Source organism: Massiliimalia timonensis, assembly GCF_900186585.1.
Lineage (GTDB): Bacteria > Bacillota > Clostridia > Oscillospirales > Ruminococcaceae > Massiliimalia > Massiliimalia timonensis.
Genome location: NZ_FYDD01000002.1, coordinates 184,191 through 205,752 on the forward strand (window position 1 = coordinate 184,191; position 21,562 = coordinate 205,752).

19 protein-coding genes are annotated in these 21,562 nt (G+C 49.1%); 13 read left to right on the top strand and 6 right to left on the bottom strand.

The genetic code is table 11. From position 1 onward, the window contains the following. Positions 1–35: 35 nt before the first annotated feature. The 3 genes from CIB36_RS00980 to CIB36_RS00990 all read right to left on the bottom strand — a co-directional run bounded on the left by CIB36_RS00980 (position 36) and on the right by CIB36_RS00990 (position 3,489). The gene (locus tag CIB36_RS00980; RefSeq protein ID WP_093987758.1) at positions 36–1,520 is read right to left on the bottom strand and encodes an extracellular solute-binding protein; all 1,485 of its coding nucleotides are present in this window, start codon (positions 1,518–1,520) and stop codon (positions 36–38) included. 90 nt (positions 1,521–1,610) lie between these two features. After that, positions 1,611–2,513 carry a carbohydrate ABC transporter permease gene (locus CIB36_RS00985; protein WP_093987759.1) on the bottom strand — a complete coding sequence of 301 codons (903 nt, stop codon included), beginning with the start codon at positions 2,511–2,513 and terminating at the stop codon, positions 1,611–1,613. 16 nt (positions 2,514–2,529) lie between these two features. Then, complete coding sequence (locus tag CIB36_RS00990) at positions 2,530–3,489, bottom strand: ABC transporter permease (protein WP_203226417.1); 960 nt, start codon at positions 3,487–3,489, stop codon at positions 2,530–2,532. Positions 3,490–4,019: 530 nt separating this feature from the next. Between CIB36_RS00990 and CIB36_RS00995 the strand changes: the two genes are divergently transcribed. The 4 genes from CIB36_RS00995 to spoVAE all read left to right on the top strand — a co-directional run bounded on the left by CIB36_RS00995 (position 4,020) and on the right by spoVAE (position 8,285). Next, positions 4,020–6,281 carry a helix-turn-helix domain-containing protein gene (locus CIB36_RS00995; RefSeq protein ID WP_158662532.1) on the top strand — a complete coding sequence of 754 codons (2,262 nt, stop codon included), beginning with the start codon at positions 4,020–4,022 and terminating at the stop codon, positions 6,279–6,281. A gap of 145 nt (positions 6,282–6,426) precedes the next feature. Continuing rightward, positions 6,427–6,870 (top strand): stage V sporulation protein AC, encoded by a 444-nt coding sequence (spoVAC, locus tag CIB36_RS01000; RefSeq protein WP_093987762.1) that lies wholly within the window; start codon positions 6,427–6,429, stop codon positions 6,868–6,870. A gap of 13 nt (positions 6,871–6,883) precedes the next feature. Further along, the gene (spoVAD, locus tag CIB36_RS01005; RefSeq protein WP_093987763.1) at positions 6,884–7,903 is read left to right on the top strand and encodes a stage V sporulation protein AD; all 1,020 of its coding nucleotides are present in this window, start codon (positions 6,884–6,886) and stop codon (positions 7,901–7,903) included. A 13-nt stretch (positions 7,904–7,916) separates the two neighbouring features. Continuing rightward, a complete protein-coding gene (gene spoVAE, locus CIB36_RS01010; RefSeq protein WP_093987764.1) occupies positions 7,917–8,285 on the top strand; it encodes a stage V sporulation protein AE in 369 nt (122 codons plus the stop codon). A gap of 43 nt (positions 8,286–8,328) precedes the next feature. On the opposite strand, the gene CIB36_RS01015 is transcribed toward spoVAE, so the two are convergent. The 3 genes from CIB36_RS01015 to ypeB all read right to left on the bottom strand — a co-directional run bounded on the left by CIB36_RS01015 (position 8,329) and on the right by ypeB (position 10,831). Next, positions 8,329–8,658, bottom strand: a complete 330-nt coding sequence (locus tag CIB36_RS01015) for an AzlD domain-containing protein (protein ID WP_093987765.1) — start codon at positions 8,656–8,658, stop codon at positions 8,329–8,331. Beyond that, positions 8,655–9,386 carry an AzlC family ABC transporter permease gene (locus CIB36_RS01020; protein ID WP_229408155.1) on the bottom strand — a complete coding sequence of 244 codons (732 nt, stop codon included), beginning with the start codon at positions 9,384–9,386 and terminating at the stop codon, positions 8,655–8,657. The genes CIB36_RS01015 and CIB36_RS01020 overlap by 4 nt, the downstream gene beginning before the upstream one ends. Before the next feature lie 95 nt (positions 9,387–9,481). Then, a complete protein-coding gene (gene ypeB / locus CIB36_RS01025; protein ID WP_093987766.1) occupies positions 9,482–10,831 on the bottom strand; it encodes a germination protein YpeB in 1,350 nt (449 codons plus the stop codon). Between the two features lie 175 nt (positions 10,832–11,006). Between ypeB and CIB36_RS01030 the strand changes: the two genes are divergently transcribed. From CIB36_RS01030 to CIB36_RS01070, 9 genes are all read left to right on the top strand, one after another. Then, a complete protein-coding gene (locus CIB36_RS01030) occupies positions 11,007–12,152 on the top strand; it encodes a cysteine desulfurase family protein (RefSeq protein ID WP_093987767.1) in 1,146 nt (381 codons plus the stop codon). Between the two features lie 13 nt (positions 12,153–12,165). Then, complete coding sequence (gene thiI / locus CIB36_RS01035) at positions 12,166–13,344, top strand: tRNA uracil 4-sulfurtransferase ThiI (RefSeq protein ID WP_093987768.1); 1,179 nt, start codon at positions 12,166–12,168, stop codon at positions 13,342–13,344. A gap of 26 nt (positions 13,345–13,370) precedes the next feature. After that, positions 13,371–14,636, top strand: coding sequence for a competence/damage-inducible protein A (locus CIB36_RS01040; RefSeq protein WP_093987769.1), 1,266 nt, complete (start codon positions 13,371–13,373; stop codon positions 14,634–14,636). Beyond that, on the top strand, positions 14,629–15,534 hold the full coding sequence (gene srtB, locus CIB36_RS01045; protein ID WP_093987770.1) for a class B sortase: 906 nt from the start codon (positions 14,629–14,631) through the stop codon (positions 15,532–15,534). Before CIB36_RS01040 ends, srtB begins: the two co-directional genes overlap by 8 nt. 16 nt (positions 15,535–15,550) lie before the next feature. After that, the gene (locus CIB36_RS01050; protein WP_158662533.1) at positions 15,551–16,609 is read left to right on the top strand and encodes an aldose epimerase family protein; all 1,059 of its coding nucleotides are present in this window, start codon (positions 15,551–15,553) and stop codon (positions 16,607–16,609) included. A gap of 228 nt (positions 16,610–16,837) precedes the next feature. Beyond that, positions 16,838–17,878 (top strand): ABC transporter ATP-binding protein, encoded by a 1,041-nt coding sequence (locus CIB36_RS01055; RefSeq protein ID WP_093987772.1) that lies wholly within the window; start codon positions 16,838–16,840, stop codon positions 17,876–17,878. Next, positions 17,875–18,576 (top strand): ABC transporter permease, encoded by a 702-nt coding sequence (locus CIB36_RS01060; protein ID WP_093987773.1) that lies wholly within the window; start codon positions 17,875–17,877, stop codon positions 18,574–18,576. Before CIB36_RS01055 ends, CIB36_RS01060 begins: the two co-directional genes overlap by 4 nt. A gap of 14 nt (positions 18,577–18,590) precedes the next feature. Then, complete coding sequence (locus CIB36_RS01065) at positions 18,591–20,057, top strand: GldG family protein (protein ID WP_093987774.1); 1,467 nt, start codon at positions 18,591–18,593, stop codon at positions 20,055–20,057. A 3-nt stretch (positions 20,058–20,060) separates the two neighbouring features. After that, positions 20,061–21,503 (top strand): DUF4340 domain-containing protein, encoded by a 1,443-nt coding sequence (locus CIB36_RS01070; RefSeq protein WP_093987775.1) that lies wholly within the window; start codon positions 20,061–20,063, stop codon positions 21,501–21,503. The last annotated feature ends 59 nt before the right edge of the window (positions 21,504–21,562 follow it).

Genomic DNA, 21,562 nt, shown 5'->3' on the forward strand with positions numbered 1-21,562 from the left:
TCATTTCTCCTAATCAATCAGTTGTAATGATGTCATTATTTATCTGCCTGATACATTTCATTGATTTGATCGGTCCATTCCTGGCCGCCCTTTGCATACCATTCCTGAACAAACTGGTCAAAATAATCAAGTGGTTCCTGACCGGTGATGATCTTAGTATAAGCGTCGGTGACCAAGGTTGTCAGGTCAGTAGAGTACTGGAGCTGCGCGTCAGTAATATAACCATCTCCGGCATTGGTGATAACAGGCCAGTTGAATGCATCGCGTCTGGACTGTACCAGCGGAGTTTCCACCTGAAGCAGCGGCCATTCACTTTCAAAAGCAGAGTACCACTGGATCCAGCTCTGGTCTTCGTCAAACTGCGGCAGGGTGTAGTATTTACCATCATCCCGTTTTTCCCAATGGGTTCCTTCTACGCCTGTGTAAACGGTCATCATTCCTTCTTCCGTATGATACCAGTCTAATAATCTCATGCAGGCTTCCGGGTTTTTGGCATCTTTAAGCATGACCACACAGCCATTGAGTACGCTGACGCCTCTTACGCCAGAGGTTCCGTCCGGGCCGACTGGAGGAGCAATTCTTGCAAAGGTGACATCGGGGTCGACTTTTTGCATTTCCTGTTCGATTTTCGGTTCCCATGTCCACCAACGGTAGGTAACGCCGAACTGGTTTTTCATCGCTTTATCGTTTAATTCGGAATCGTTTTTCATGATCGCGAATTCCGGGTCGATCAGGCCTTCCGCGTACCAATCGCGCAGTACGGCCAAAGCCTCTTTTGCCTTTGGATTCACGGCCTGTGCGATCAATTTTCCGTTGTCTTCATAGAAAAAGTCCTGATGGATGCCTGTCACGCCAAATGCCCCTAAATAGGGCTCCAAGGCTTCCATGCCGCAGCCCGTCATGCCGTAGGTATCATTTTTGCCATTTTGATCTGGGTCGTCAAAGGTGAAGGCTTTCAATACATCATGGTATTCCTCCAGAGTTTCCGGCGCCTCCAGCCCCAAATTATCCAGCCAGTCTTGGCGGATGATCGTATTCATACGATTCGGGCTGCACCAGATGGGGATCGCCCAAAGCTTTCCGTCGCGGGTGCACATATCCAGCGCTTCCTGCGGGATATTCTCCAAAATATTGGGGCAGTCTTTGACAAGGTCGGTCAGGTCCATCAAAGCGCCTTGGTCGGCATAGTCAAATAATTTATTAAACTGGGTTTTCTGGATTTTTACCAGATCCGGCAGGTCGCCTTCCTGTCCGGAAAGGATCAGGGTAAGTTTTTCATCATAGTTTGCAGCCGGCGGTGAGATATGGTTGAGGGTAACGTCGGCAGCTTCGCAAATTTTTTGATAAATGACATCGTTGTCAGGATGGTTTTCAAAACCACCTTTGGTAAAGACAAAGGTCACTTCGTTGCTTTTAGCGGAATCCCCGCTTGTGTCTTTGTTTTCCTTACCGCATGCAGTCAAAGCACCGGCCGACAGCATACCTGCCAATAAGATCGCTAAAAAACGTTTTCCTTTCATAGGTACCTCCTTGGTTTCTGTATTTGAATCTACGTCTGAACAAGAAATATGTGTGAAAACTCCCCCCTTTTTCTGATATGGGCTTTATTTTTATCCTTTGATCGACCCTACCATGACCCCTTTTGCAAAATGCTTTTGCAGGAATGGATATACCAGCATGATAGGGATACAGGAGATCATGATCGTTGCGTCAATAACGGCGGTAGAGGGCGGGGTCGCGTCGGCGAGCGATCCCGTATTTCCAAGCAGTTCGCTGGTGCTGGTGGTGAGCAAGATCTCCCGCAAAAGCGTTTGCAGCGGCCACAGATTCCGGTCGGTGATGTACATGACCGCATCAAAGAAGGAGTTCCAGTGCCAAACTGCGTAGAACAGCCCGATAGAGGCAAGCACCGGTTTGGATACCGGCAGCACGATCTGGAACAGGATCTTAAAATCTCCGCATCCGTCGATCCTGGCCGCTTCTTCCAGTTCCTCTGGGACGCCCATGAAAAATGTCCGCATGATGATCATGTTGTAAACATTCAGCACCCCCGGCAGGATAAACGCCCAAATGGTATCGGTCAACCCAAGAGTACGGACGACCAGGAAAGTGGGGATCATGCCGGCGGTAAAGATCATAGTGAAGAAGAAATATTTCATCAATCCATTGCGGAACGGCAGGCTCCTTTTAGAGAGCGGGTAAGCGGTCAGTGCAGTTACCAGAAGGCTTAGCAGCGTGCCGACAACCGTCCGGAACACGGTGACGCCCATTGCTCGGAGGATGGCGTTGTTCCCGCGGAAGACATATTCATAGTGGCTTAATGTAGGATGCGTCGGGATCGTGATCAGGTTTTTAGCGCCTTTGACGATCTCCTCAGTTGGGGTGATCGAGGTCAGGACTACATCCAAAAATGGGAAAAGGGTGCAGATCCCGGCCAAAATCAAAATGATGTAAATAAAGGTGCTGAACACAAGGTCAGCCTTTGTTTGTTTCACCTTTTTTCTGGTTCGCATGTGTTATCCCCTCCTATCAAAACAGGCTTTCCTGCCCGGCACGCTTGGCGAGCCAGTTGCAGAAAACGACCATGAAGCAGGCAATAACCGATTTGAACAGTCCGGCGGCTGTTGCAAAGCCGTACTGTACGTCAATGATCCCGACCCGGTAAACATAGGTGTCAATAATATCCGCAACGTCATAAACCGGCTGGCTGTACATGGTAAACACTTGTTCAAACCCTACGTTGACAATACTTCCGACCCGCAGCAGGAGCATGATCACGATCGTTGGGATCAAACTGGGCAGGGTGATGTAAATAAGCTTTTGAAATTTGGAGGCGCCGTCAATGGTTGCCGCTTCATACATATCAGTCGGGATACCGGACAGCGCAGCCAGGTAAACGATCGCGGACCAGCCCATTTCTTTCCAGATGTCGGAGATCACTAAGACGCCCCGGAAATAATTAGAATCCCCCATGAAAAAGATCGGGTCCCCACCTAAGCTTTGGATCACGGAGTTTAAAAAGCCATCGTTTGGGGAAAGCAGCGTCGTTGCCAGGGAGGCGATCACGACCCAAGAGATAAAGTGGGGCAGATAAACGACTGTTTGAACGGTTTTTTTGAAGGGCTGACACTGTACTTCGTTGAGTAAAAGGGCAAGCAAAATAGGGATCGGAAATCCAAAAATCAGCTTATATAACCCAATGATCAATGTGTTTTTAAAAATTTGAGCAAACTGGTCGGCTTCAAATAACCGGATAAAGTTATCGAACCCGCACCAAGGGCTTTCAAACGGGCCCATAAAAATTTTGTAGTCCTTGAAAGCAATGAAATTTCCCAAAATTGGGAGATACAAAAAGATGGTGACTGCCAAAAGACCGGGGATCAACATAATATAATAGTTCCGGTGCTTTGCCATAGAACGGAGCAGACTGCCTTTTTGATGTTGTTTGTCCTTGCGCTTGGATCGTTTGGCGGCATTTACCATATCCATCCTCCTTTTTAAGTTGTAATAGCGCTGTGGCTTACAGCATGGGGCAATGTGTTTGCAAACCCGTGCACCATGAAGAAATTGCCGCATCCTGTGTTAGGAAGCTGCTGCAGCAAGACAACTCTTATGGTATAATCAAACTTTAAAGGGTGCGAAATATTCGCTTTTCCTGAAGCCGATGTGCCAAGTATAGCACTGGTTGTTGTGAAAAGAAATATACAATTCCGAATATTGGACGAAAATAATGTATACAATTAACAAAGTACAGGAAATGTTTGCTAATTGTACATGGCTTTCTAGAATATTTTTCGATATGATAAAAATACACAAGAGGAAGCATTTCGGAAAGTTATACATTTTCGTTCCTTAAAAAAGACGGAAAAAGCACTCAAAAAACAACCTAAAATCGCGAATATCCGGTTTGAACGAAAAATGATAGTTTTTAGGGTAAGGAGTTTTATTCTATGCGCGTTCCACATTTTGTTTTCAAGTCAACGAAAAAAAGTTACTCAAAAAGGGTTTTTGTTTCCTTTGTGTTAATCGCAACGATCTGCACCTCTTTGTGCGGGGGGATTTTAAGCTGTTATTTTTTGACAAAGCTGTCTTGGAATAACGAACAGTATAACTTTAATACCATTCAGTACACTCAGACTGAAATTCAGCAGATCATTGACAACATTGTTGTTTCCGCTTATCAGATGGGGCTGGACCCCTTGGTAGAAAAATATCTCCGTCCCTATAATCAGGTGGATTATCTGGAGATCGGCAATATCTCACGTTCTGTTTACAATACATATTCCTCGCTCTCTGACTATGTAGACTCCATTTATGTGGTGTACCCGTACCACAACATGGTGATCAGTTCTTACGGGATCTACGCATGGGATACTTTTAACGACCGTGTCTGGTATGAGGATTCTCCGCCGTCGCAAAGTATCCGCTGGGTGGGTGAGCATACGGTCAAACGGACAGGCAATCTAAGCGATATGGAATCGGAGCCGGTGATCACGGCGGTTTACCAGCTTCCCTTTTATGCTGCCAGCCGGCCGAACGGATATATTGTTATGAACATCCGCCAGCCGGCTTTAGAGGAGATCCTTTTAAAGGCCGTATTTCAGAAGAGTCATTTGCTGGTTACCAGCAGTGACTATCAGCTTCTTGCCAGCTCTAACTCCCTTGACCTGTCGGATTATTACGATCACTACATCTCTATCTGCAAGAAGACGCTTCCCGAAGACGGCAAACAAAAAATACATTTGGATTCCGGGATCCATCGGGTCCAAATGCTGAAGGACCCGGTCAACCAGTGGAACTACTTTGTATTTTCCCCGTTGGGCGACCTGTATCAAACCACATTGTGGGGCATCTGTATTGTAGCGTGCACGCTTTTGTTTACTATTTGTTTGGCGGTGGTCCTGTCCAGTCGGTTCCGGACCTTTATTTACCGTCCGGTAGAGCAACTGATGAAAAAAGCCTCCGGGGAAGATATCCAGAAGGGGGAACTAGTGGAGTACCAGGAATTTAAGACGATTCACGGGCATTTTGACGATATAGAGAGTGAAAATAAGGAATTGCAGCATAAAATGCAGGAGCTGGCTCCCTATTTACAGGAAAAATTCTTTTCCGATTTGCTGACCGGCCAGCTGATCGGCCCGGGCCAGATCCGGGAAAGGTTGTCCTTTCTGCGGCTGGACCAGCTCCCTTACCAAAGATATGTAGTTTCCGTGATAAAGATTCTGGAAACGGATACCAGCATGTTTGAGATCAAACAGTCAAGAAATGAGATCCAGATTTTGGTAATGATGGCTATGCAGGAACAAATGAGGCAGCTATGCGGGCAGGAAAAAATATTTTTCCGTGATGTTGGGGTCAATCAGGAATCTTTGGAATTTATTTTTGGGTTTTCCGAAGGACAATACAGCACCGGCAAACTGACCGAGCTGCATCGTTTGCTGGCGGAATACAGTAAGCAGGCGCTAGACACCAGTATTATTGTGGGGATCGGGCACTCTGTCAAGGAGATTTCCTCCCTGCAAATTTCATTTCAGCAGGCACAGGAGGTCGTGGAACAGAACTATGTTTATGGGAGCGACCAGATCGTTTTTTACCGGCAGGTGGAAAAAAACACGCCGGTTTCTTATCTGAACCCATTATCTTATGAAAAAACACTGTCAGCGGCTATGAAAAATGATAACCGGGAAGAAATTGTGCAAATTTTGGAAGACATGTATCATATGGTGGAGCAAAGCCATTATAATATCAGGATGATCCGGCAGTTTTATATTGGGATCATGAATATGGTTTTCCTACTGGGCCATGAGGGGGAAGACGGGGAATCGCTGAGCGCTTCCTTTTATGAGATCACTGGGAATATTTATCGCGCAAGCCAGCTTCAGGAGATCCATCAGTTCGTGCTGGAACTGTGCTGCAAAACCGCACATCGTTTTGAACAGCAGCGCAATATCAAGTCCAGAAAACTGGCGCAGAATATTGCGGAGTATCTTCAAACCCATTTTTCCATGGATCTGTCTTTGGACCAAATTGCAGAGGAATTTTCCTATACCTCGCCCTATATCAATAAAATTTTAAAAATTTATTCCAATACGACTTTTTACGACATGCTGACCGAGATCCGGATGAAAAACGCGAAGCAGATGCTGGAGGACACCAACATGCAGATTTATCAAATATCGGAGGCCGTTGGATATAACAACACACAAAGCTTTATCCGGATGTTTAAAAAGACCGTTGGCATGACACCGGGGAAATACCGCCAGCAGGCGCAGGATCAATAACTGTTGCCATGAATAAAAAGGCGGCTTGTGCGAAATACCGCACAGGCCGCCTTTTTTTGAAAATTTCAGAATATCAAGGTTATTCTGGGAAAAAATGATACTATCCTTGTGTAAAACAAGAAAATAACGGAAGAAGGAACATGGTATGAAAATTACACCGAATGAATATAACGAAATGACCAAAAAGGCCTCGCCGGGTACAAAATCCTATAAAACGATCCCTATGGCGTTTTTGATCGGGGGACTTATCTGTATGGCAGGCGAAGGGCTTTTGAACCTGTATCAGTATATGGGGATGAGCAAGGACGCCGCAGGCGCCGTGACCTCGATCACATTGATCTTTGTGGCCGCCTTATTGACAGGATTGGATCTTTACAACACGATCGCCAAGTATGCGGGCGCGGGAACACTGGTGCCGATCACCGGATTTTCCAACGGCGTGGTTTCCCCAGCATTAGAATTTAAGTCTGAGGGCTATGTTCTGGGATTGGGCGCGAAGCTGTTTGTGATCGCAGGACCAGTCATTGTATACGGGATCAGCGCCTCTATTATTTATGGGATCATCTTATATCTGTTTAAACTATATTAAGGAGGGGAAAGCCATGTCGCAAAAAATTGGAAGAAGCACCCTGCTTCTAAACAGCTATCCCAGTGTGAAAGCCTTTGCGGCGATCGTCGGGAAAAAAGAAGGGGAGGGCCCCTTGGCACGCCATTTCGACGTTATTTTTGACGACACCACCCTGGGCGAAGAAACCTGGGAAAAAGCAGAAAGCCGGATGCAGCGGGAAGCTGTGATCAAGGCGCTGGAAAAAGCAAAAAGCGCCAGCACAGAGATTGATTTTATCTTTGCGGGAGACCTGTTGAACCAGTGTATCAGCTCCCACTATGGACTAAGGGATCTGAACATCCCGTTTTATGGATTGTACGGCGCCTGTTCTACCATGGCGGAGGGGCTGTCTTTGGCTTCGATTTTCGTGGATAACGGGCTTGCAAAACACGCTATGGCGGTTACCTCTTCCCATTTCTGCTCGGCGGAACGGCAGTTTAGGCTCCCGCTGGAATATGGGGGACAGCGTCCGCCGACCAGCCAATGGACTGCTACGGCGGCGGGAGCCGCTATGGTGGCAGAAAGCGCCGGGCCCCCCTATGTAAAAGCGACCTGCGCCGGGACGATCACCGACCTTGGCATCAAGGATATCAACAACATGGGAGCCGCAATGGCTCCGGCCGCTGCCCATACCATTAAAACCTATTTGTATGACAGCCATACCGCGCCGCAGGACTACGACCTGATCATTACCGGGGATCTGGGGATGATCGGGAGCGATTTGCTGATCGACCTGTTAAAAAGGGAAGGAATCGACATTTCCAAAGTACACAACGACTGTGGAAAACTGCTGTATGATCTGGAAGCGCAGGATGTCCACGCGGGTGGATCCGGGGCTGGATGCTCGGCCTCTGTACTTTGCTCTTATCTGCTGACCCGGATCCAGGAAGGGGCGCTTCAAAATGTTTTGTTTGTGGCCACCGGAGCGCTGATGTCCACCACCAGCTTCCAGCAGGGAGAAACGATCCCCGGGATCGCGCATCTGGTACACCTGACCTATCAAAAGGGGAATTAGGGAGGAACAAGAGATGGAGATTTTTAAAGAATATATGTGGGCCTTTGTTGTCGGCGGGCTTTTTTGTGCGGTTGGACAGGTTCTGATCGACTATACGAAGCTGACGCCGGCTAGGATTTTGGTGGCCTTTGTGATCGCAGGGGTCATTTTAGGCGGGATCGGCGTATACGAGCCGTTGGTTGAACTGGCTGGCGGAGGGGCCACCGTGCCGCTGACCGGCTTTGGGTACCTGCTGGCGAAGGGCGTCAAGGAAGCTGTTGCGGAAAAGGGACTTTTGGGTGCTATTACCGGGGGATTTACCGCCGCCAGCGCCGGGCTTGGGGCAGCCGTTTTCTTCGGGCTGATCATCGCGTTGATTTTTAAACAAAAAGATAAGGTATAAAAAACCGCCTGTCTTGGTTAAAAACCAAGACAGGCGGTTTTAGTTACATAGGAACACCGCACAGCTTTAATATTGTTTCTGTGATAAATACTACCCCCACAGAGCCCAGCGCTACAGTTAAAAGCCCCCGGTTAAAGTAGGACAGTACCAACGCGGTGGCAAGCCCGGCGATAGCCGACCACAGGCAGGCCGTGGAATAAAGGATCTCCGGCAGGGTCATGGCGGCAAGCACCGCAAATGGGACATAGGCCAGAAAGGATTTGATAAACCGGTTTTGGATTTTTTTGCGGAATACAGCCAGCGGCAGTACCCGCGGCAGGTAGGTGACAAGCGCCATGATCGCAACGGCGGTTAAAATTTTAGGATAATTCATGCCGGCACCTCCTCGGGATCATCCTCAGCCACCGGGAATTTCCAGGCGGCAAGCCCGGAGGCAATCACGGCGCAGATAATAATGACCCACCCGCTGGAAAGAGTGTTCAGCACCGGCACATACCGGAAAATACAGCTTAACCCTGCGGCGATGGCCACGACGAAGAGGATCGGGCGGCTTTTGGCGGCCGGCGGTACGATGATAGCGATAAACATGCCATAAATGGCAATCCCCAAGGCTGAACGGACCGCAAGGGGCAAAAAGCCGGTTGCGGCGGCGCCCAGAAACGTTCCGGCCGCCCAGCCAAAATAAGGGGTAAGGATCAGCCCGGTCAGGTAACGGGCGTTGATCAGCCCCCGCTGCTGCATGGCTACGGCAAAAATTTCATCGGTGATGCCAAAGGAAAGGCCGAGCCGCTGGGGCATAGTCATGCTGTCCTCTACCTTCTGTGAAAGGGAGAGGGACATCAGCATATACCGGATATTGATGACAAAGGTAGTTACCGCGATTTCTATGTACATTCCGCCGCTTAAGATCAGCGCCGTTCCGGCAAACTGCCCGGCGGAAGTCAGGTTGGTCATGGAGATCAGTACTGCGATCCAGACAGGAAGGCCGCCCTCTGTCGCCATCATCCCGAAGGTGAACGATACCGAAAGATAGCCAAGGCAGATCGGGATGCCATCCCGAAGGCCTTTCTGAAAGGAAAGCGGCTGCAATGGTTGATTCAAAACAGAGCACCTCGCTGTGAAATGTGTGCTTCGCTGATAAGAAGCCTCATCCATTATAGAAGATATTGTCAAAACTTGCAACCGCCAGTTCAGGATCATAGGGTCAAAGTACCATTTTCGTCAATATACAGGATCAGAAGCTGTTCTTCTTTCCCGGTCTGTGCGTTGATATACACCAAAACATGGTCGCCCTGTTCGGAGATGCACTCCAGCTCGTAACAGAATTTTTCACTGGTCCCATCGCTTGGGATAACGCAGAGCGAAGTCTTTTGAATGGTCAGGAGCGGGCTGATTTTTTCGGTCAGTGTCCCTTGTTCTATGGTCGGGGCCAGGTCAGAACGGGTCTTGTGGTTCGTAAGGTACCCTCTCGCGTCATAGCGCACCACTTCCCCGGTGTCCATGGCGACGCTCACCTTCATCAGGTCCGGGTAGCAGGTCACTTTGTCCTGCGTCGCGGCGTAGTTGATCGTGATCAGGTTGCCGTTGATCTCATAATAGGTCTGCTTCATGGAAGAATACCCCATGCTGTTGAGGAACCGTGCCGCAGCCTGCAAACAGTCCTCCTCTGATACGGAGCGTTCCCCGATCTGCCGGCTGTTGACCAGATAGCTCAGGTATCCGCCCTGTTTGGTGACGGCAACATTCAGGTTGTCCGAATAAAAACAGTAGGAGGGCATTTTTCCCGCTTCGTCCGAATCGTCCTTTAACTCGTCTGTAGAAATTTTCAGTAATTTTGCAACGGAGGATTTCGCCTCTTCGCGGGATACCTCTTTCGCGGACTTCACCATTTCCGGCTCCCGTTCCAGAAGGTTGTCGGAGAACGGCCCGTCATAGATCAGGGTCGGGTAGGAGGAAAAGCCTTCTTCAAATTCCTGGAACCCTTCGGTAAATGAAGCGGTCTGGACCTGGTCCTTTGTCTGACTGACATCCTCCTTGACCCGTTCAAAGGAAAGGGAACCGGAACGCACGCCATCCTGCACGGCAAGGACCTCCTGCAAAAAGCTGTGGGTATAGCCTTTGAGGGTGGTCAGGTTTTCACGTTCCTCTTCCGAAATCATGTTTCCGTCAGCAAGCTGGCGGGAAAGGCTGACGGTGTAATCGCCGGCCTGCGATAAAAATTTATAGGTGTTTTCCAGCCGGAGGGAGCCGACCGGGAGATTTGACAGGCATTCTTTGGCAAACCCGGTTTCCCGCCACAGCTTCGAGGCAAGAGGCGTCATGGTGGTCGGGCTTCCAGAATAAAGAAGCTTTAACAGGGTGTTGTCGATATTATCCATGTGGGTGGTCAGGTCGTCGATATTTTTCAGGTATTGGTATTCCAGCTGAAGCTCTGCTTTTTGGGCGCGCTTTAAGTTTGTGTAACAGAAAAAAGATAAGCCGAGGATCAGCGCAGCGGCAAAGGAAACGACGCGTACGATCCCGCGGCGGGAGAATGTTTTTTGCATCACAAAGACCTCCAGAATCAATTTCCCTGTTATTATGTGTTTTATCAGGAAAAATATACCGAGGAAGTTTTGCTTTTTTCCCGCAATTTATTCATAAAAAATATAGAAATGGCGGGGGAGATGTTGTATAATAAACAATGTATATGGAATTAGCAGGAAAGGAATTGGACAAAGGTTGGAACAACGGGAAGTCTACTTGGACAACAGCGCCACAACACAGGTGTGCGAAGAAGCGGCGCAGGCTGTGCTCCGCGCGATGCGGCAGGAGTACGGGAACGCCGCGAGCTTACATAAAAAGGGCTGGGAAGCGCAGAAGCTTTTAATAGAAGCAAAAAAAGGGCTTGCCCGCTTGCTTGCCTGTGAGGAAGGGGAAATTTATTTCACCTCAGGGGCGACGGAATCAAACAATATCAGTATTTTAGGCGGCACGGCCGCGGCCAAGCGCCGGGGGGACCGGATCGTTACCACGGCGGTCGAACATGCGTCGGTGCTGGCGTGCGCCGGGGAGCTGGAACGCCAGGGATATGAGGTGGTGAAGATCCTCCCCAGAGAGGATGGCAACTTTGACCCAATGGATTTTTACGAGGCGGTGGACGACCGCACTGTGTTGGTGTCTGCAATGTATGTCAACAATGAAACCGGGCTGTTATTGCCGGTCGAGGAGATCGGAAAGGCAGTAAAGCGGAAAAACCCGAATGTGCTGTTTCACGTTGACGCTGTGCAGGGCTTTTTGAAACAGCCGCTTCGGCTCAAACGCTCCCAGATCGACCTTTTGAGCGCGAGCGGGCATAAAATTTATGCGCCCAAGGGCGTGGGGTTGTTATACCTTCGCAAAGGGGTGCGGGTAAAACCGCTTTTCTTCGGCGGAGGACAGCAGGATGGCATCCGGGTGGGGACCGAAGCGGTTCCTCTTGCCGCGGGATTTTACGCCGCCGCAAAACAGGTTGCAGAACACCAGAAACAAGACCTTGCCCATTACGAAAAATTGAAAGAACACTTGTTGTCCCGTATGGCGCAGATCGAGGATGTTTCCATTAACGAAAAGGGGAACTGCGTGCCGTACATTGTCAACCTGTCTGTGAAAAGGGTTCGTTCCGAGGTCATGCTCCATTTTCTGGAACAGTATGGGATTTATGTATCCAGCGGGTCGGCCTGCTCCAAGGGGGCAAAAAGCCATGTGCTTTCGGCGTTTGGATATGCGGACGATCGGATCGATACGGCGCTTCGGCTGAGCTTTTCCCCGCAGACAACAAAAGAAGATCTGGATTATTTTGCAGATAAGCTGAAAGAGGGCGCACAGACCCTGATGAAATTAAAATAGAAGAGGACAGAACATGAAAAAAGAAGTGATTATGATAAAGTTGGGGGAGATCGCCTTAAAGGGGTTGAACCGGAAGACGTTTGAAGACACCTTGGTCAAGAATATCAAATGGCGTCTGCGCGGTGTGGGGAAATTTTCAGTGACCCGTGCGCAGTCTACCATGTATATCGAGCCGAAAGAAGACGATATCGACTTTGAGGAAGCGGTGGAGCACCTGCAAAAGGTATTTGGCATCGCCGCCTTTACCCGCGCGCTGGTCACCGAGAAAGAGCTCTCTTGTATCCAAAAAGACGCGGTGGAATACATGAAAGACGTACTGCCCTATGCGAAAACCTTTAAGGTGACCGCAAAACGGGCGGATAAAAAATTCCCGCTGACCTCTCCGCAGATCCAGCAGGAGCTGGGCGGCGTGCTTTTGGAGGCTTATCCGCACCTGAAGGTAGACGTCCATCATCCGGAAGTGACGGTGACGATCGAAGTCCGGGATTTTGGCGCGTATATCCATGCGAAACAGCTGCCGGGAGCAGGCGGGATGCCGGTGGGTTCGTCCGGGAAAGCGATGGTGTTGATCTCCGGCGGGATCGACAGCCCGGTGGCGGCTTACATGATGGCGAAGCGGGGGCTTATTTTGCATGCGATCCATTTTGTCAGTCCGCCCTACACCAGCGACCGCGCCCAGCAGAAAGTAGAGGACTTGTGCGAGATCGTTAGCCAGTATGCAGGGAAGATCACCTTTCACTGTGTGCCCTTTACTAAGATCCAGGAGGCGATCAAGCTTCACTGCCCGGAAGAGTTCTTCACCATTATTATGCGCCGCCTGATGATGGAGATCGCCATCCGCGTCAGCGAGGAAAATGATTTGAAAGCGCTGATCACCGGGGAAAGCCTGGCACAGGTGGCAAGCCAGACCATTGGGGCTATCGCGGCGACCGACGAGGTCTGCACCATGCCGGTGTTCCGTCCATTGATTGGGATGGATAAGAATGAGATCATTGAGATCGCACGCAAAATCGGGACCTTTGAAACCTCGATCCTTCCATTTGAGGACTGCTGTACTGTGTTTACGCCAAAGCATCCGAAAACACGCCCTAATCTGGAACAGGTGCGGGCGTCACAGGCGGCCTTTGATTTCGCGCCTTTGATAGAAGAGGCGATCCAAGGTATTGAGGTGAAAACCATCGCCGCCCTATAATTTATAGAAAGAAAGCTGGAATTACCATGAACGCAGAAATTATTTCTGTCGGCACGGAGATCGTGCTGGGGGATATTCTGAACACACACTCACAATTCCTTTCCCGCGAGCTTGCCGGGATGGGCATCAACGTATATTACCACACCGCAGTAGGCGACAATGACCGGCGCTTTACCGGAATGCTGGAAAATGCGTTAAACCGGAGCGATATTGTTTTTCTGACCGGGGGGCTTGGCCCAACAACGGATGACATCACCAAAGAAACTGCCTGCCAGCTTATGGGGCTGGAGTGCCATTATGATGAAGCGATCGGAGAAAGGATCCGCAGTTATTTTGCCCGCTCCGGCAGAAGGATGAGCGAAAACAACAAAAAGCAGGCAATGGTGCCCCAGGGTGCTGTCGTCCTGCAAAACGACTGGGGGACTGCCCCGGGCTTTATTCTGGAAAAGGAAGGGAAGACCGTAGTGTTGCTGCCCGGCCCACCGCGTGAATTGCAGCCGATGTTTCTTCAGCGGGTGAAGCCTTATCTGGAACAGAAAACGAATGGGATCATCTTTTCTAAAAACGTCCGGGTGTTTGGGATCGGGGAGTCCCTGTTGGAGGAAGAGATCGTTGACTTGGTGACCTCTGGAAACCCGACCGTCGCCTTGTATGCAAAAACAGGAGAAGTATTGATCCGTGTTACAGCGAAAGCACCCAATCAGCAGCAGGCGGAAGAGCTGGTGGATGGGATGATAGGCCAGCTTCGGGAACGGCTGGGAAACACGGTTTATGGGATTGACGTCGCGGGACTGAACGAGGCGCTTGTCGCGGAACTGAAGCGGCAGAAGAAGACGGTAGCGACAGCAGAAAGCTGCACCGGCGGGATGATCGCAGAACAGATCACCGATGTCCCTGGCTCGTCTGAGGTGTTTGAAATGGGGACAGTGACCTATGCCAACCGGATCAAACGGGATCTGTTAGGGGTATCGGAGCAGACCCTGCAGACAGTTGGGGCTGTCAGCCGGGAATGTGCACTGGAAATGGCGCGCGGCCTTGCTCAAAAAAGCGGCGCGGATTTTAACGTGGCAGTGACCGGGATCGCGGGTCCTTCCGGCGGGACGACAGAAAAGCCGGTGGGAACAGTATACATTGCAGTAGAGCATGGCGGAAAGGTTTGGTGTCACCACTACTATTTTGCAAGGAATCAGAAAGAGCGGGATTACAACCGCACCCAAGCCTGCCTGAACGCAATGAATATGGTCCGGCTAACGCTGACGGACCCTAAAATTTACGAGGAATATTATGAGTAAAAAAAAAGTAGTGATGACACAGGAAAGACGGAAAAAGAACCGCGTCTATAATATCTTGATCGCTGTGTTTGCGCTGATTTTTATCGTATCCTTGGCAGTTTTAGGCTATTGGCTGTATGATTATTACAGCGCCAGCCAGTTTGTAGGGAAGATCCAGGAGATGCGCCAGCAGATCCCGACGCAGGAAGAAATCGATGCTATGCCGGAGGGTGCGGAGGATCAATTTGCGGCGATCTATGCCAAGCATCCGGACTTCCGGGGCTGGATCACCATTGATGGCACCAAGATCGACTATCCGGTTGTGCAAGGGAAGGACAACGACTTTTACCTGCGGCGGAATATGGATGGGGAATACCACCGGTTGGGAACGGTATTCACCGATTACCGCTGTCAGTTTGGGCCGGACGCCTTTTCGGACAACACCGTTGTGTATGGACATAGTGCGGTAAACGGCTCCTATTTCCGCGATTTGCTAAAATATAAAAAGCTGGACTACTACAAGGAACACCCGGTCATCCAATTCGACACCATTTACGGCGAGCAGGAGTGGGTGATCATTGGGGCGTTTATGTCCGGCATCTACCCGTCGCAGGGGGAAATGTTTGAATACCACAATTTTATTGAGGCAGGCTCGGAAGATAAATTTAACGCCTATGTGGAGGAGGTGGCCCGCCGCAGTTATATCACGACGGACATCCCAGTATCCTACGGCGACGACCTGCTGACATTATCTACCTGTGACTATGAATTTGAGGATTCCCGTTTTGTGGTCGTAGCAAAACGGTTAGAAGAAGGCGAGGACGGTGCAGCAATGGCGCAAAGCGCTGTAGAGCATCCCGACCACTTTATGCCGGATGCCTGGTATGAGGCAACAGGCAGGGAAAATCCAAACCAATGATAAAGGAGTGTTTTTTATGACAAGTATTACAAGCAGGCCCTTTGGACTGACCTACGACGGACAGCAGGCCGCGCTCTACACGCTGACAAACGGCATAGCGGAAGTAGACGTTTCCAATTACGGTGCAACGCTGGTTTCGATCCGTATACCGGATCAGGGAGGACAGTACCGCGATCTTTTGTTGGGAGAAGACGATGTGCAGGGCTACCAGCGGCAGGGCAATTATTTTGGCGCTCTGATTGGAAGAAATGGGAACCGGATCAAAGGCGGACGGGTCGAGATCAACCGCCAAGCTTACCAAATGGAAGTTGGGGAGGGCGGAAACAACCTTCACAGCGCACCGAACGGGTTTGACAAACGGATGTGGAATACGGCTGTTGTACAGACAGAGCACGGCCAGTCTTTGGAATGCTCGCTGTTCAGCCCGGCGGGAGACCAGGGGCTTCCGGGGAATTTGCAGGTTTGCGTACGGTATTCTCTGGCGGCGGACAACGGGCTGATCCTAGAATATTTTGCAAAGACTGATGCGGATACTCTGGTAAACATGACAAACCATGCGTATTTTAACCTAAATGGGCACGACAGCGGCTCGGTAGAAGGGCACCGCGTGTGCCTGATGGCAGATTTTTACACCCCGACCGATGAAACCAACTGCCCGACCGGAGAAGTGCGCTTTGTCAAGGACACGCCTTATGACTTTACAGAATTCCATACCATTGGGGAACGCCTGCGCCAAACCCCGGACTTTTCCTATACAGGCGGTTATGACTTAAACTATATTCTGCGCACGAAGGAACGCCAGATGGCCCTGAGCGCCAAAGTGATCGGCGACCAGAGCGGGATCCAGATGGAAGTTTATACCAATCAGCCTGCTATGCAGTTCTACACCGGGAACGGCATTCAGGATGTGGAAGGAAAAAATGGGGCGCGCTACCAGCCGTTCGGCGGCTTTTGCCTGGAAACCCAAAGCGTGCCAAACGCCATTAACTTGCAGCATTTCGGTGCGCCGATCCTGCGTGCGGGCGATGTTTATAACTATACGACAGTGTACCGTTTCTCTTCTCATGCGGAATAATATGAATAAACTGTGAATAGGAAAACACAATATTTTCACATTCATTCATAAAAAAATGTGGCAAATATGAATGAAATGTGATATATTAATAATTGTTGTTTTGTCTATTTTAGATTCGGAACAACAGACGCCCGTTTTGGCGTCTGTTTTCCTGTCTGTATGATAAGGGGCGGCGGCAAAGCTGCTTTGAAAAATGGACGCAAAAAATGAAAATTGGAGGGAGAACGGATGATCGAGATAAAAAACCTGACCAAGCGTTACGGTAACAAGATGGCAGTTGACAATGTATCTTTTACAGTAAACAAAGGTGAGATTTTAGGTTTTTTAGGTCCGAACGGTGCGGGGAAATCCACGACCATGAATATTTTGACAGGATACCTTTCCGCAACAGAGGGACAGGCAATCATCGATGGGTTTGATATTTTGGAAAACCCGACCGAAGCAAAAAAGAAGATAGGTTATCTGCCGGAACAGCCTCCGCTGTATGTTGATATGACAGTGGATGAATATCTGGACTTTATGTATGACCTGAAACGCGTGAAAGTAGGCGCAAGTAAAAAAACACACATCAGTGAAATTTGCAGCCTTGTAAAGATTTCCCATGTGCGCAAGCGTTTGATTCGCAACCTGTCAAAGGGGTACAAACAGCGTGTGGGGATCGCACAAGCACTGCTTGGCAATCCGGAAGTTCTGATTTTGGACGAGCCGACGGTTGGCTTGGACCCGAAACAGATCATTGAGATCCGGACCCTGATTAAATCACTCAGTGAAAGCCATACGGTAATTCTGTCTTCCCATATCCTGCCGGAAATCCAGGCAGTTTGTGACAGGGTGATCGTAATCAACCAGGGCAAACTGGTGGCGGACGATACCGAAAGCAACTTGTCCAATAAATTGTCGGACGATATCCGCTACACGATTCGGATTGACGGGCCGGAAAAAGATGTTCTGTCCATGCTGCGCTCGATCCCGGCAATGACGGAAGTGCAGGCATTGGGAATGCGCGAACCGGGTGTTTACGAGTATAATATCGAAGCGGAGAAAGGATTTGACATCCGCCGTGAGGTATTTAAGCGCGCGGCAGGGCGCAACTGGCCGATTATGGGCTTAAAGAGCAGCGAACTGACCTTGGAAGACATCTTCCTCCAGCTGACAGAGGGCCGGATGGACGACACGGTTTTGGTTGCTCCAGTCAATGTGGAGGAGCCTGAAACAGAACCGGTAGAAAAAGCTGATTCTGAAGAAAAAGACGGGGGTGACGAAGAATGAGCGCAATTTTAAGACGCGAATTCGCGACCTATTTCAGAGCGCCGCTGGGATATATTTATTTGGCGATCTTCTATTTCTTTGGAGGACAGTTCTTTTCCAGCGTGCTGTATAGTATGACCAATGACATTTCTATCATATTTTCCAGCATGTTCAGCATTATGCTCTTTACGATCCCGCTGCTGACGATGAGGCTGATGAGTGAAGACAAACGTCTGAAAACGGATCAGGCACTGCTGACCGCCCCGGTTTCCTTAAATGGGATCGTATGGGGGAAATTTTTGGCGGCATTTGCGCTGTTTGGGATCGGGATCGCGATCACAGTGATCTATTTCCTGATCCTTTCTGCCATGGCAAGCCCGCAGTGGAACATCTTTTTCGGGAACCTGCTGGGGATCATTCTGCTGGGCGCTGCGCTGATCTCGATCGGTATGTTCATCTCTTCCCTGACGGAAAGCCAGATGATCGCAGCGATCGGTGGTTTCGCAGCAATGTTCTTTATTTTCCTGATCGACAGCATTGCTTCTTTGATCCCGATCAGCTGGTTGGGGGATGCGATCAAACAGCTGTCTTTCACCACGCGTTACAATGACTTTACCTCTGGGATTTTGGACTTTACCCATATCCTGTTTTTCCTCAGTGTAGTTGTGATCTTCAACTTCCTGACGGTCCGTATTTTAGAAAGAAAACGCTGGAGCTAAGGAGTTGAAGTGAGATGAAGAAATTAAAGATATTAAATAGTCGTCGCTTTAAACATGGCTCTATGGCGACGATTCTGACCGTTGGTTTTATTGCGCTTGTGATCGTGATCAACGTGATCGCAAACCTGCTTTTGGCCCGTTTCCCGGTGAATATTGACCTGACAGAGGATAACATTTATCAGCTGACTCAGGAATCGGTAGATTACGCAAAGAATGTAAAGACAGACGTGGATATTTATGTCTGTGCAGATCATTCCACACTGGAATCTATAGCCTCCAGTACGGTGTATTATAAGCAGGCGATGGAGATCATTGAAGCCTATGAGAAACAGAATTCCCATATCAATGTAGAATATGTAAACCTGCTGGAAGAACCGGAATTTGCGAATGAATATGCAGGCTACAATGTGTCTGAATACAGTATCATTGTAAAAAGCGACAAGCGCGTTAAGGTGATCGCCAGCTTGACCGACTTGTTGGACCAGCAGTATGATTCACAGGGGAATACAAAGATCTCCTCCAAAGCGGAGCAGGTCATGACCTCTGCGCTGATGTATGTTACAGATGAAGAAGTTTTGAAGGCCTCTCTTCTGACTGGGCACAGTGAAACAGATATTTCCGGCTTTACCTCTTTGCTCAATTCCAACAACTATGAGGTGACCGAGCAGAACATTACCACAGAAGAACTGGATCCGGAAGCTTCTATGGCGGTTATCTATGCACCGACCACCGACTACACCAATGAAGAATTAAAGAAGCTGGATGCTTTTTTGGACAACGATGGTAAATTTGGAAAAACTTTGATCTACATCGCATCTGTCAATCAGCCGGATCTTCCAAATCTGGAAGAGTTTTTAGGCGAATGGGGCATCGAGATCGGTGATGGCCTTGCATATGAGACCAACACGAAAAATGTATATGGACAGCAGGGCTACATCATGGGTCTGGATTACACAGATACCGATTATACCGCTGACTTAAGACAGCCTGATCTGCCGTTCTTGAGCTATTATACCCGTCCGCTTTCCGCAAAATGGGAGGAATACAGTAATGCGACTACAAAAGTGCTGCTCTCCACTCCAGAAACCAGCATTGTAGTACCGCTCAACCCTGATGAGGACTTTGATGTTAACTCCCAGCCGCAGGAATCTCATCCAGTGGCAATTTTAGGCCAGCGCACCCGTTATGAAGGCACTGACCCGACTTCCTCCAACGTATTGGTATTTGGCGGAGATACGATGTTTAATGCACAGGTACTGGCCAGTGCAAATTACAATAATAACGAGTACACTGTCAATCTGGTCAACAAGCTGATGGGAAAAGAAGACAGCCTGAACATCGTTTCTGTCAGCTTTGATCAGGAAGCACTCAGCATCACACAGTCCCAGTACATGACCTTCAGCATCGTCTTTATGTTCGCGCTGCCGATCGTCTGTGTGATCGTGGGGATTGTGATCTGGGTCGTCAGGAGGCACAAATAACCTATGAACAAGAAGAAAAAAACGTTGCTCATCGGCGCAGTTGTGCTGGTACTTTTGATCGCTGCGATGCTGGTACTGCTTTTTACTCAGCCGAAAGGGGAAGAAGACACTTCTTCGGTAGATTCTACGACCTCTTCTGAATCGGTATATCTGTATGAGGAAGAGGAAGGCAGCCTGAAAACTTTGGAAGTTACCAACAGCCACGGCACCTATACCTTGGAAAAGGTTGGGGAAGAAAAGTGGGGCGTACCTGCGCTGGATGACTATAAGGTCGATACAGAAATGTATGAAGATGTAGCCGACCGGTATACACAGATGTCGGCAAAGGAAAAACTGTTGGATACAGTAGAAGACAAGGCGAAATATGGTTTGGATAAGCCAGGTGCAACTGGGGTGGCAACCTTTGAAAACGGGAATACCCACACTGTCTATGTTGGGGATATGACTCCGGACGAGGCGGGCTACTATGCCATGGCAGAGGGCGATGACGCGCTTTACATTATTACAGTTGTCAATGGGGAACGCCTGCTGGGCTCCGAGCTGATTTATCTGGATCTGACTTTATTGAATTCATTTGACACGGAAGATGCGGAAAGCTACCCGACGCTTGAAAACTTTACCTTGGAACGGAAAGATCTGGATTATAAGGTCGTATTGGAGCAGCAGCCGAAACAGGAAGCTTCTGATGATGAAAATAACACGCAAATGTATGCTTCCAGTTTGATGATGACTGCCCCGATCCAGTGTGATGTGGATGCCCAGCGCGCGGATGAAGAAATGATCATGACCCTGTTTGGCTTGGAAGCAGAAGAAGCAGTTGCGTTGGACGCTGATTCCGTCAAAGAAAAATATGGGTTGGACGATCCGTTTGCGAAGATCCATCTGGAATACGATGGGCGAAGTGTGGATATGGCCTTTGGAGATAAGGCGGATGACGAGTCCTATTACATGACATTTGGCAAGAACAATGTTGTTTACCGGGTAAAAGCGGAAAGTGTCGCTGCTTTAACGGTAGATCCTAATAATTTGATCTCCCGTCTGTCTATCCTGCCGTACATCGATGATGTCAGCAAGGTAAAAATCCGTTTCCAGGATAAGACCTATGAATATGTTTTAGACGGGGAAGATGATGACTTATCTGTGTCGATCGATGGCAAAACCGTTGATACTGATAACTTTAAACAGTTGTATCAGTTGATCCTCAATCCGAGTTTGAATGCGATCTATTTGGGAGAACAACTGTCTGATCCTGCGGTCAAGATCACCTTTGAATACCGTGATGGTTCTGACCCTGATGTCGTCAGCATGTACAATGATGGCGGCCGGCAGATGGTATTTGGGATTAACGGAGTTGTTAACCGTACAGGACGGAGCGCATATCTGGATAAATTGGAGAAAGAAATTCAAAATCTGATTGACGGCAAAGAAGTCACGACAGATTGGTAAACAGGTGTGATAAAAAGCGTTAGGTCATTGTGCCTAGCGCTTTTTTCTCAGAAAGGATA